12 protein-coding genes and 1 pseudogene are annotated in these 11,642 nt (G+C 71.0%); 5 read left to right on the forward strand and 8 right to left on the reverse strand.

Features of this window, described 5'->3' with window-relative positions; translation table 11 throughout:
- Window positions 1-3: 3 nt before the first annotated feature.
- The 5 genes and pseudogenes from ABZ406_RS13970 to ABZ406_RS13990 form a co-directional block, all read right to left on the reverse strand.
- Complete coding sequence (locus tag ABZ406_RS13970) at window positions 4-2,841, reverse strand: PQQ-dependent sugar dehydrogenase (RefSeq protein WP_357760347.1); 2,838 nt, start codon at window positions 2,839-2,841, stop codon at window positions 4-6.
- 87 nt (window positions 2,842-2,928) lie between these two features.
- Window positions 2,929-4,116, reverse strand: coding sequence for a ThuA domain-containing protein (locus ABZ406_RS13975; RefSeq protein WP_357760350.1), 1,188 nt, complete (start codon window positions 4,114-4,116; stop codon window positions 2,929-2,931).
- 239 nt (window positions 4,117-4,355) lie between these two features.
- A pseudogene (locus tag ABZ406_RS13980) lies at window positions 4,356-4,820 on the reverse strand (hypothetical protein); the annotation flags it as partial.
- Window positions 4,821-4,915: 95 nt separating this feature from the next.
- Window positions 4,916-5,740, reverse strand: a complete 825-nt coding sequence (locus tag ABZ406_RS13985) for a CPBP family intramembrane glutamic endopeptidase (protein ID WP_357760353.1) — start codon at window positions 5,738-5,740, stop codon at window positions 4,916-4,918.
- A 37-nt stretch (window positions 5,741-5,777) separates the two neighbouring features.
- Complete coding sequence (locus ABZ406_RS13990; RefSeq protein ID WP_357760356.1) at window positions 5,778-6,521, reverse strand: methyltransferase domain-containing protein; 744 nt, start codon at window positions 6,519-6,521, stop codon at window positions 5,778-5,780.
- Between the two features lie 62 nt (window positions 6,522-6,583).
- Here ABZ406_RS13990 and mug point away from each other — a divergent pair, with 62 nt between their 5' ends.
- Window positions 6,584-7,153 carry a G/U mismatch-specific DNA glycosylase gene (mug, locus tag ABZ406_RS13995; protein WP_357760360.1) on the forward strand — a complete coding sequence of 190 codons (570 nt, stop codon included), beginning with the start codon at window positions 6,584-6,586 and terminating at the stop codon, window positions 7,151-7,153.
- On the opposite strand, the gene ABZ406_RS14000 is transcribed toward mug, so the two are convergent.
- Together ABZ406_RS14000 and ABZ406_RS14005 are read right to left on the reverse strand one after the other, a co-directional pair.
- Window positions 7,150-7,653: an SRPBCC family protein gene (locus ABZ406_RS14000; protein ID WP_357760362.1), complete on the reverse strand. Its 504-nt coding sequence runs from the start codon at window positions 7,651-7,653 to the stop codon at window positions 7,150-7,152. The genes mug and ABZ406_RS14000 overlap by 4 nt on opposite strands.
- The gene (locus ABZ406_RS14005; RefSeq protein ID WP_357760365.1) at window positions 7,650-8,030 is read right to left on the reverse strand and encodes a metalloregulator ArsR/SmtB family transcription factor; all 381 of its coding nucleotides are present in this window, start codon (window positions 8,028-8,030) and stop codon (window positions 7,650-7,652) included. The genes ABZ406_RS14000 and ABZ406_RS14005 overlap by 4 nt, the downstream gene beginning before the upstream one ends.
- Window positions 8,031-8,123: 93 nt before the next feature.
- Here ABZ406_RS14005 and ABZ406_RS14010 point away from each other — a divergent pair, with 93 nt between their 5' ends.
- The gene (locus ABZ406_RS14010; protein ID WP_357760368.1) at window positions 8,124-9,224 is read left to right on the forward strand and encodes an ionic transporter y4hA; all 1,101 of its coding nucleotides are present in this window, start codon (window positions 8,124-8,126) and stop codon (window positions 9,222-9,224) included.
- A gap of 77 nt (window positions 9,225-9,301) precedes the next feature.
- On the opposite strand, the gene ABZ406_RS14015 is transcribed toward ABZ406_RS14010, so the two are convergent.
- Window positions 9,302-9,604, reverse strand: a complete 303-nt coding sequence (locus tag ABZ406_RS14015) for a hypothetical protein (protein WP_357760370.1) — start codon at window positions 9,602-9,604, stop codon at window positions 9,302-9,304.
- A gap of 90 nt (window positions 9,605-9,694) precedes the next feature.
- Between ABZ406_RS14015 and ABZ406_RS14020 the strand changes: the two genes are divergently transcribed.
- The 3 genes from ABZ406_RS14020 (at window position 9,695) to ABZ406_RS14030 (ending at window position 11,605) form a co-directional block, all read left to right on the forward strand.
- Window positions 9,695-9,898, forward strand: coding sequence for a hypothetical protein (locus ABZ406_RS14020; RefSeq protein WP_357760373.1), 204 nt, complete (start codon window positions 9,695-9,697; stop codon window positions 9,896-9,898).
- Between the two features lie 185 nt (window positions 9,899-10,083).
- Window positions 10,084-10,827, forward strand: a complete 744-nt coding sequence (locus tag ABZ406_RS14025) for a neutral zinc metallopeptidase (RefSeq protein ID WP_357760376.1) — start codon at window positions 10,084-10,086, stop codon at window positions 10,825-10,827.
- A gap of 121 nt (window positions 10,828-10,948) precedes the next feature.
- Window positions 10,949-11,605 carry an HAD family phosphatase gene (locus ABZ406_RS14030; RefSeq protein ID WP_357760379.1) on the forward strand — a complete coding sequence of 219 codons (657 nt, stop codon included), beginning with the start codon at window positions 10,949-10,951 and terminating at the stop codon, window positions 11,603-11,605.
- The last annotated feature ends 37 nt before the right edge of the window (window positions 11,606-11,642 follow it).

The raw sequence follows: 11,642 nt of genomic DNA on the forward strand, positions 1-11,642 counted from the left end.
CGGTCAGCCGGTGGTCAGGATGAACCTCTCCCAGGCCCCGACCGACGCACGGTTGGCGATCAGCGATCCGGCCCCGGCGTTCTCGGCGCACACGATCTGGTTGTTGACGGTGGCCCGCAGGCTCACCGTCCCGTCCGAGTTCGTGATGAGCTGGAACGTCTCCCACGACCCGATCGCCGTGGCGCTGGCGACCAACGGGTTGGCACCCGCGTTCGCGGCCGAGACATAGAGCCCGTTGGCCCGCGACCGCAGCGCGATGTTGCCGTTGCCGGCGTCCACCCTGTCGAACTGCTCGGTCGTGCCGCCGACGCTGGCTTTGTTGGCGATCAACGCGGTGGTGCCGACCGCCGACACGTACTGGTTGTTGACCTGCGCCCGCAGCGTGCTCACCGGCGTGCTGCTACCGGTGCCGGTGGTGAAGGTGAACGCGTCGACGTCGAACAGGTAGCCGGACCCACCCTTGAACACCAGGTACAGCGTCGTCGACGCGGTGGGCGGGTTGCTGATCGTGGCGGACGCGTCGACGAACGTCTCCCAGTTGCCGGTCACCGGCACCGTGACGGTGCCCAGCAGGGAGCCGGTCGCCGAACCGGCCCGGACCTCGATGGTGCCGCCCGCACCGGCCGACGACGCCCGCACGGTGATGCGGTTGGCGTTGGCCAGGTTGTACGGCTGGTACGAGATCCAGTCGTTGTTCTCGATGAACCCGGCGGTGCGGCCACCCTCGGCGCTGGTGTGGTCGGTGGCCTGGACACCGGACGTGGCGCCGAAGTGCTCACCCTGACGGTGCTTCGGTTGCAGCGTCCTGATGCTGTGCGTGGTCAGCCCGCCGTTGTCGGTGTACGCGGCGTCGAAGACCCCGTAGATGTTCGCCGCCGAGTCGTGCTCGCCGTCGGTCGGCACGGTGATCGAGCCACTGCACCCGGTCTTCGAGGTGATCTGGTGGGCGTGGCTGTCGTGACCCAGCGCGTAGGTCAGGCTCACCTTGGAACAGTCGATCGTGCCGTCCTGCGGGTCGCTGACGCTGATCTGGTACGAGATCGTGTCACCGAAGTTGAACAGTTGCCCGTCGGCGGGCGAGGTGAGCGTCACCGTCGGGGCCGTGTTGCCCACTGTGATGACCAGGCTCGCCGTGCCGGTCAGCCCGGTCGGGTCGGTGACCCGCAACGTGGGGGAGTAGGTGCCGTTGGTGGTGTACGTCTTCGTCGGGTTCGCCGCCGTCGACGTGGTGCCGTCGCCGAAGGTCCACAGGTAGCTGAGCGACCCGCCCTCGGGGTCGGAGCTGCCGGCCGACGAGAAGTTGACCGTCAGCGGGTTGGCTCCGGAGGTGGGGTTGGCCGAGGCGACAGCGATCGGGTTGCGGTTGCCGCCACCGATGTACTCGATCCGGAACAGCGCCTGGTTGTTCGAGCCGGTGCCGTAGTCCAGCACGTAGAGCGCGCCGTCCGGGCCGAAGGCCATGTCCATGACCTGCGTGCCGGACCACGGGAAGTTGGAGATCTCCCCGCGGGAGCCGTCGGAGTTGATCGCGATGGGCTTGATCCAGCGGCGGCCGTACTCACCCGCGAAGAACAGGCCGTTGAGCGACTGCGGGAACTTGACGCTGGAGTTGAGCGAGGCGTCGTACCGGTAGACCGGCCCGGCCATCGGCGACTCCGAGCCGCTGCCGAACTCCGACGGTGAGCCGGAGTCGCCGGCGTACTTGATCCAGGCCGCCTTAGCCGCGGGCAGGGTCTGCAAGCCGGTGTTGCGGAACGAGTTGTTCGTCGGCCCGCCCGTGCAGTTGTACTTCGACTGCGACGGCCCGGACGGGAAGGTGTATTCGTTGTACGTTTCGGTGCTGGTGTTGCTGCCGGTGCAGTACGGCCAGCCGAAGTTGCCGGGTGCGGTGATCCGGTTGAACTCGACCTGACCCGACGGGCCCCGGCTGGAGTTGGTGCTTCCCGAGTCGGGACCGTAGTCGCCGACGTAGACGACGCCGGTCGCCTTGTCGACGCTCATCCGGAACGGGTTGCGCATACCCATCGCGTAGATCTCCGGCCGGGTGTTGGCCGTGCCGGGGGCGAACAGGTTGCCCGACGGGATCGTGTACGTGCCGTCCGACTGCGGTTTGATCCGCAGCAGCTTGCCCCGCAGGTCGTTGGTGTTACCGGCCGAGCGCTGGGCGTCGAACTGCGGGTTGCGGTCGGTCCGCTCGTCGAGTGGCGCGTAGCCCGACGACTCGAACGGGTTGGTGTCGTCGCCGGTGGTCAGGTACAGGTTGCCGGCGGCGTCGAAGTCCAGGTCACCCCCGACGTGGCAGCACTGCCCACGGTCGTTGGCGACCTGGAGCACGATCTTCTCGCTGCCCAGGTTGAGCGTGTCGTCGCTGTTGAGGGTGAACCGCGACAGCCGCAGGTGTCCCTTCCACCGGTCCCAGTCGGACTGCGAGCCGGTGGTCGGGGCGTCCCCGGACGGGGTGCTCAACGTGGGGGAGTAGTACAGGTAGATCCACCGGTTGGTGGCGAAGCCGGGGTCGACGGCGACGCCCTGCAACCCCTCCTCGTCGTGGGTGTAGACCGACAGGGTGCCGGAGGTCTTGGTGTTGCCGGCCACGTCGGTGACCCGCAGGACGCCGTTGCGGGCGGTGTGCAGCACCGAGCGGTTGGGCAGGACGGCCAGGGACATGGCCTCACCCAGCTCGGCCGAGCCGGTGGCGAGTTTGACCTGTTGATAGTCGCTGGCGGGAATCACCACGGCCTGTGCGGCGGTGGGGGCTGCGGCCACGGCCAGGGCCACGCTCGCGACGGTGGTGACCGCCGCGACCAGGGCCCGGGACCAGCGCCGGGGGTACGAGAGCATGATCGTCCTTTCTCGACGACCGGGGGTGCGGGCGCGCGGGGGCGCACCACGACCAGGTGGGGTGGTGAAGAACGGGTGGGGAACAGGTCAGCTGGTGGTGACCAGGTCGAACTTCTCCCACTGGCCGATGGAGGTCCGGTTGGCGATCAACGGGGAGGCGCCCGCGTTGTCGGCGGAGACGTACCGGCTGTTCACGGTGGCGCGCAGGCTCACCGTGCCGTCGGAGTTGCGGACCAGCTGGAACGTCTCCCAGGCGCCGGCGCTGCCCCGGTTGGCGATCAGCGCAGCGGCTCCGGCGTTCTCGGCCGCGACGTACTGCCCGTTGCTCTTGGCCCGCAGCGCCACGTTGCCGTTGGCGACGTTGACCAGGTCGAACCGCTCGCTCGTGTTCACCGAGGTCTTGTTGGCGATCAGCGCGGTGGTCGAGTTGGGCGCGCTGACGTACTGGTTGTTGGCGCGTGCCCGCAGGGTGGAACCGCTGACGGTGGGCGGCGGGGTGGTCGTGCGCGGCGAGCAGTCGGCAGTCACGGAGCCCGCGGCGACCTGGAGGCCACCGAGCAGCATCTTCGTGAAGTTCGGGTCGGTGTACGACGCCTCGGTGTGCCCCAGGCCGGTGTACCAGGCGCGTCCACCGCCGTACGCCTTGCACCAGGTGATCGGGTGGTCGCCGCTCATGTTGCCGCCGCTGTAGGACGACTCGTCGAGGCTGGCGAGGACCCGAGCGGTGGACCGCGGGTTGGTGCGGTAGTTGTACCACTCGTCGGAGCGGACCCAGGTGGTGCCGAGGTGGGCGGTCGACGGGTTGGTCTGGTCCTCGATCTTCACGGTCGCCGTCTGGATCGCCGGGTGCGAGTTGAACCACGCACCGACCAGCGCGCCGTAGAACGGCCAGTCGTACTCGGTGTCGGCCGCGGCGTGCACGCCGACGTAGCCGCCACCAGCGGCGATGTACGACTCGAAGGCCGTCTGCTGGCTGGAGTTGAGGACGTCACCGGTCGTCGACATGAACACCACAGCCTGGTACTGGGCCAGGTTGGAGGTGGTGAACTGGGCGGCGTCCTCGGTCGCGGTAACGGTGAAGCCGTTGGCCGAGCCGAGCTGCTGGATCGCGGCGATGCCGTTGGGGATGGACGAGTGCCGGAAGCCGGCGGTCTTGCTGAACACCAGAACCTTGGTCAGTGGTGCCGCCGAGGCGGGGGTCGGCAGGGCGACCAGACTGGCCAGCATGACTGCCAGGCCGGTGACGAGTGCCAACAGGCGGGGACGGGAACGCATGGTCTTGCTCCTCTGCTGAGCGTCGACCTCAGGCTGTGCAGGCGGGCAGGCCGAAGGCCGCGATGGCGGTGGTGCGGAAGCCGGGCCGCCGATGCTCGGCTGAGGTGGTACGGGGTGGTGGTGGGGGTGCGGGGGGTGGGGCGCCGAGACCAACCGCCGAACCGGACCACCCACAATGGATGGTCAGAATTCATCGACTGGCATCGTTGACGCAGTAAACCTCCGATGTCTACGCCCCGTCAAGCCCACGTGTTCGGCCCCGGGCACCCCCGCGCACGGTCGGCGTCGCCGGGAGGGCGGCACGTATGGTCGGTGACATGGCCACCGACGAAGTTCGAGAACAGCTCGCGGGGCACCTTGTGGCGCTGCCGGTCCGCGAACTGGTCGACGTTCTGCGCCGTGCTCTGCCGCCGCGTCGCCATGAGGATGAGGTCGGCGATCGTCGCCGGCACCGCGTACAGGGCGCGGGCCTCATCGACGCCACCGGCGAAGTCGTTCAGGAAGGCGTTCTCGCTCAACTGTGCGTACCCCTCGTGATGCGCGAGGCCGGCATTCGCCGGTGGCGTGGGGAACGTCGCGGCGAGCGCGTCCGGCGTTCGGGTCGCGACGTACACCAGAGCGGTAACCGTCGGATGATTGCCGGCCTCGCTGATGATCGTGCCGGTCCAGGAGTGGCCCGCCAGCACCGTCGGCCCGTCCTGTCGGTCGAGGGCGCGGTTGGTGGCATGCCGTCGCTCGTTTGTCGACGGCTCCGACCCGCCACTCTTCCGTACGCCGGTCGGGCCGGTGGGCCGAACGCCTAGGCTTCAGCCGCTCCGCGCACCGGCTCCGGTGCGCGGGCGTTCCAGTCCAGGTGGTCGCGGTAGCGATGTCGCAGGACGGTCCAGCTGGCCGAGAACGGAATCGCCCCCATGGCCACCACGCCCAGGACGTTCGCGCCGACCACGTCGAAGACCGCCCCGACGTCACCGAACAGCTGCGCGACCGTCTGGAACGCGACGTGCAGGCCGATGCCGGCCCAGATGTCGCCGGTGGCGGCACGGAAGGCACCCAACAGCACTGCGAAGACGAAGAAGAGCGCCAGTCGGTCGACGGATCTGGCCGCCCCGATGAGGAACCCGAACACCGTGAACAGCACTGCCTGCCCGATGACCGCCTGCCAGGTGGGCAGCCGGGTGGCGAGCTGGTGTTGCAGGTAGCCGCGGAAGACCAGCTCCTCCGGCAGCGCCTCCTTGAGGAAGACCAGCACGACCAGCAGCGCCGCCACGCGCAGCGCGTCCCCGACGGACGTCCGGAGACTGATCTCGACCCAGCCCAGACCGAGGCAGAGCGCGAACCCCGCCGCAGCGGGAACGAGCCAACAGGCCATGCCGAACAGCAGACGCCGCCAGCCGGCCCGCAGCGACGGCAACCCGAGGCCGGCCCAGGGCCGACGGTCCAGGACGCGACGGGCGACGACCACCAGGGGTACGACGACAGCGCTGGTGAGGACCGCCCCGGCCGCGTGGGTGGTCCGGTCGTATTCACTGCCGAGCAGGGCGCCCAAGAGCAGCCACAGCAGCACGGCGGCGGTGACCACGACGAGGACCCGCCAGGGCAGGGCGAGGCGGGGTCCGGCGCTCACCGTGCGCGGCGTGGGCGGCGGCGTCAAGGGCGGACCGTCAGCGACCGAGGACGAGATAGGCGAGGCCGAGAACACCCCGGTAACCGCCGACGTACTCACGCAACCGGTCGTCGAGTTCCACGCGGACCTCGGCCGCACGGGGGTCCTCCGGGTACGTCAGCAGCCACTCCTGCCGCCCGGCGAGCCAGGTGGACTCGAAGTCGTCCCATTCCCGCTGGTCGGCGGTGCTCAGGTGCAGCAACCGCCAACCCCGCTCTCGGGCGGCCTCGACCAGCTCGGGAAGGGTCGGGACGTCGGGGCCGAAGACCTCGGCGATCTCCGGCGTGGGGGACCGTTCCCAGTAGGCGTCGCCGAACAGCAACCGCCCGCCGGGCTTGACCACGGCGTCGAGGGCGTCGAGGGCGGCGGTCGTGCCGCCGAAGGCGTGCGCCGAGCCGATGCAGAGGACCCGGTCGGCCGGTTCCTGCCAGGCCGCCGCCTCCCCCTTCACGAAGGCGACGTGCCGGTTCAGCGACCGATTCTCGGCCAGCCGTCGCCCCCGGGCGAGTGCGGTCTCGTCGGTGTCGACACCGACGCCGCGGGTGGCGACCGGGCCGGACACACCGCCGACGGTGACCGCCCGCAGCAGCAGCTCGCCCCAACCGCAGCCCAGGTCGAGCACGCGTGCGCCGGGGCGGACGTCGAGTCGTTGCAGGAGCAGCGCGGCGTGCTCCGGGGAGAGCGGAGTGTTCCAGCGCATCCGTGCGTGACGGCTGGCGGCGAGGTGATCGGTCGACGGCATCCGTCGAGGGTGCCAAGCCGTGTGCGGGTTCGGCAACCCGGGCGTACGGCAGGATCGATGGGGTGGACGCGGAGCGTACGGGGCCGGCGCGGCGGCCGACCCCGCAGGAGGTGACGGCGGCGGCCGGCCGGGGTCTGCCGGACATCATCGGTCCCGGGCTGCGCGTGCTGTTCTGCGGCTACAACCCGGGCCTCTACTCGGCGGCCGTGGGGGAGCCGTTCGCCCGCCGGGGCAGCCGCTTCTGGCCGGCCCTGCACGGGGCCGGCTTCACCGACCGCCAGCTGCAGTCGTGGGAACGCGACGAGTTGTTGCGCCAGGGTCTGGGCATCACCAGCCTGAGCAACCGGGCCACCGCCCGCGCCGCCGAGCTGACGTCGGAGGAGTTGGTGGCCGGGGTGACCGGTTTGGCGGTGAAGGCCGAGCGGCACCGGCCGCGGTGGGTGGCGATCCTCGGGGTGACCGCGTACCGGATCGCCTTCGCCCGACCGAACGCCGGGCTGGGCCCGCGACCGGACCGGCTGGGCCCGGCCCGGGTCTGGGTGTTGCCGAACCCCAGCGGCCTGAACGCGCACTTTCCCCTGCCGGCGTTGACGGCCGAGTTCGCCAAGCTGCGGCGGGAGCTCGACGCCTAGCCGGCCGTGCTGACCAACCCCTGGTAGTACTGCCGCATCGCCGGGTGGTACTCGTCGAACTCCGGACGGGGTGAGCCGTCCCGGGAGGCGACGAGCAGGTCCAGGTAGTACTCCCAACCGGCGCCGACCTCGGCGATGCCCTCCACGCTGTCGAGGTGCTGCACGAACCGCAGTTCGGTGGTGCCGTCGGTCTCGGTGAGCGACAGCTCCAGCAGCCAGCTGCCGTGGTCGTCGACAGTCGACACGGCGAGACGGTGCCCCGGTTCGCACGCGTCGATGCGCATCTCACACCAGGGCTGCTCCTCCTCGTACGCCATCTGGACCCGGATGGTCCGTCCGGGCCGGGCCTCGCCCTCCCACGGGCCGAACCAGCGGGCCGTGCGCTCCGGCTCGGTCAGGCTGGCCCAGACGTCCGCCGCCGGGGCGCGGAAGGTCCGGGTGAGGACGAGGTCGTGGCCGACGTCGGTGCGAAACAGGCGTCCGGCGGGTGTGCGGGTCATCCGGTGTGCTCCCTTCGGTGCTCCGCCGGGCCGCGGCTGCGGCGCTCTCGGCGGGTGCGATAGACCTCGGTCTCCAGTGCGTCGAGGTGCCGGCCCCACCTGTCGGCTGTGGTGAGTGCGGTGAGCCAGTCGAGCAGCGGGGCGAGTGGGCCCGGGTCGAGCCGGTAGATCCGCTGCCGTCCGACGAGTTCGTCGCTGACCAGGCCGCTGCCGCGCAGCACCCGCAGGTGGCGGCTGATGGCGGGTCGGCTGATAGTGAACCGTTGGGCGATGTCGCCGGCGGAGAGCGGCTCCTCGCGTAACAGCGTCAGGATGTGCCGCCGCACCGGGTCGGCGATCGCGACGGCCACCTCGTCCACACCGGAAGCGTAACCCACGAGTTACAGGTTGGCGCGTCGCGGACCTGCGACGCCGCAGCCCGGTGCGTCGGTGGTGGGCACATGATCACCTGACCTGGCACTCTGTACGGCATGGCCGCCCTGCTTCGCTCCCGACTGACCGACTGGACCTTCGTCGTACCCGTGCTCGCCGTCCTGGTGTTGATCGTCACCTGGGGGCGGAACCTGCCTGGCCCGATCATCGTGGTGGTGGCGGTGCTGCTGGGCGGTGCCGTGCTCGCGGCCGTGCACCACGCGGAGGTGGTCGCCCACCGGGTGGGGGAGCCCTACGGGTCGCTCGTGCTCGCCGTCGCGGTCACCGTGATCGAGGTCGCCCTCATCGTCACGCTGATGATCAGCGGACCGGAGAAGACCCAGTCGCTCGCCCGGGACACCGTCTTCGCCGCCGTCATGATCACCTGTAACGGGATACTCGGCCTGTCCCTGCTGCTCGGGGCGCTGCGCCGCCGCGTCGCGGTGTTCAACCCGGAGGGCACCGGCGGAGCCCTGGCCACCGTGATCACCCTGGCCACCCTGAGTCTGGTCATCCCGACCTTCACCACGGCCCGGCCCGGCCCGGAGTTCAGCCCGGCCCAGCTCGCCTTCGCCGCCGTCGCCTCGCTGGCGCTCTACGGGCTGTTCGTGCTCGTGCAGACCGGCCGGCACCGCGACTACTTCCTGCCTGTCGACAGTCGGGGTCAGGTGATCGACGCCGAGGAGCACGCCAAGCCGCCGAGCACCCGCGCGGCGCTGATGAGCCTGGGGCTGCTGCTGGTGGCACTCGTCGCGGTGGTCGGCGACGCCAAGACCGTCTCCCCGACCATCGAGGCCGGCGTCGCCGCGGCGAACCTGCCGCACGCGTTCGTCGGTGTGATCATCGCCCTGCTGGTGCTGCTGCCGGAGACCCTGGCCGCCGCCCGGGCCGCCCGCCGCGACCGCGTGCAGATCAGCCTGAACCTCGCGCTCGGCTCGGCGATGGCAAGCATCGGCCTGACCATCCCGGCCATCGCGATCGCCTCGATCTGGCTGGACGGCCCGCTGCTGCTCGGCCTCGGCGGCACCCAGCTCGCCCTGCTCGCGCTCACCGCGGTGACCGCCGTCCTCACCGTGGTGCCCGGCCGGGCCAACGTGTTGCAGGGCGGCGTACACCTGGTGCTGATGGCCGCCTTCGTCTTCCTGGCCGCCAGCCCCTGACGCGGCACGGCCCGCCGGCTCGGTCGGTGGCCCGCACGGGCTGTCGGCTCGGTCGGTGGCCCGCGCCGCCCGCCGGTTCAGCCGGCGGGCGGCGGGTCCCCGGGCAGACTCTGCGCGCGGGCGTTCAGGTAACGCTGCTGCGCCAGGTTCGTCGAGCGCGACGCCGCCATCAGGTACGCCTCCCGCGCGGCGACCCACTCACCCTCCAGCTCCCACAGGTGGGCGCGGGCGGCCGGCAGTCGCGGGTCATCGGCGAGACGAGAATCGCCGGCCAGGTCGGCGAGCAGCCCTCCGGCATCCGCAGGAGACGTCGAACCCAGACCCCGCCCCCGGACACCCACCCCCCACCCACCCCACCCCCCACCAGAACCCGTGATCATGGGGTTGACGCCACGACACGCCGGACGGAACGCCGCCAACCTCATGATCACCGGGGGCGGCGGGTGGCGGATGGGGCCTAGGTTTGGTGGATGACCTTGGTGTGGGTGGTGGGCGGAGTTTTCGTGGTGGTGGCGGGTGTGGCCTGGGGAGTCGTCAGTCGGCGCGGGAGTGCCGACCCGGGGGACGATCCGAGGGCCGGGCGGGAGGCTCGGGGCCGTCAACACAGGTACGAGGCCGAGCGGCATGGTGACCAGGGTGACACGTGGCAGCGCGGGCGGGAGTCGGGTGGGTGAGCGACCCTCCTGACCGTCCGACCGGCGCAGCCGGTTGTTGATCAGGTCGCCACCCCCTGCCCCTGCGCCGGGACAACAGCAGGCGTGAACCGTCCGGCCCCGCCCTACGTGAAACCGGTGATGGGCGTGGCGGTCGTATCGTCGGGGTACACAGCGCAGCGCGAGCACCGATGTCGGGAGGCACAGTGGGGGCACGGTTCGGACGCGACGCGCGAGGCCCGGTGGCGGGTCTGCTGATCGCCGCCCTGGTCTCCCTCGCCTGCGCCGGTGGTGGGCTGGCCGAGCCGGAAGCCGAACGCCCCGGGGCGAACCCGACCGCCGCCGCACCGGGGCCGACCACCACCCGGGCCGACAGCACCACGAGCGTCGCCGAGTTCGAGCAGGACGTCGCCGACGCGCAGGCGGTCGCCGAGCGGTACTGGGCGGCCCAGTTCAAGGAGTCCGGGGAACGCTTCCGACCGATCCGGCGGATCACCCCGTACCAGCGCGACGGCGAGGTGTCCTGCGGCGGCCAGCCGTTGCCCCGCAACAACGCCGTCTACTGCTCGCAGGGCGACTTCATCGCCTACGACGTCGCCTGGTCGGTGGCGGCGTTCCGTCAGGTCGGCGACGCTTTCGTGTTCTACCTGCTCGGGCACGAGTACGCGCACGCCATCCAGGTGCGGCTCGGCATCAACTACAGCTTCACCATCCAACAGGAGTTGCAGGCCGACTGCATGGCCGGGGCGTACCTCGGCGACTCGGTGCGCTCGGGTGCCCTGACCCTGGCCGAGGGCGACCTGGACGAGTTCCGGGAGGGGGTGGCCGCGGTCGGCGACGACCCGGACCAGCCGTGGTTCGCCGAAGGGGCGCACGGCACCGCCGAGCAGCGCACCGACATGTTCTTCCGGGGGTACGAGGGCTCGCTGAAGGAGTGCGACCTGGGCTGAGCGGGTTGCCCGGATCACCCTGGAGCCCGTTGCCGCCACCGGCCACCCGGAGTGCTGGCAGGATCGCCGGTGTCAGGTCACGACCCTGGAGGTTCCGCTGAGCAGCCATCACCCCGCCGCTGTGCTCTTCGACATGGACGGCACGTTGGTCGACAGCGAGAAGCTGTGGGACGTCGCGTTGCAGGAACTCGCGAAGGAGTACGGCGGGGAACTCTCCGTCGACGCCCGCCAGTCGATCATCGGCACCGCCATGGCCGAGTCGATGCGCATCCTGCACGACGACCTGGGGCAACCCGAGCGGGATCCGGAGATCAGCGCGGCGTGGATCAACGCCCGGATCCTGGACCTGTTCCGCACCGGTCTGCCCTGGCGTCCGGGGGCGTTCGAGCTGTTGCGGGCGGTCCGCGCGGCGGCGATCCCCACCGCGCTTGTCACCTCCAGCCCTCGGGCGCTCGTCGAGATCGCCCTGGACACCCTCGGTCGGGACAACTTCGACACGGTGGTCGCCGGCGACGAGGTGGTGGCGGCCAAGCCGCACCCCGAGCCGTACCTCACCGCGGCTCGACTGCTCGGTGTGCCGATCGGGCGGTGCGTGGCGATCGAGGACTCACCGACCGGGGTGGCCAGTGCGCTCGCCTCGGGCGCGGCGGTGCTGGCCGTACCGGCGGAGGTGCCCCTGCCGAGCACCGTCGGCGTACACCAGGTGCGGAGCCTGGCCGACGCGGACCTGGAACTGCTCGCGTCGCTGCTCGCCGATCGGGCCGCTACGACCGGCTGACCCACCCGCCGCCGGCCCGGCGACAAGCGGCGGAGAC

Source organism: Micromonospora sp. NPDC005710, from assembly GCF_040630995.1.
Taxonomy (GTDB): Bacteria; Actinomycetota; Actinomycetes; order Mycobacteriales; family Micromonosporaceae; genus Micromonospora.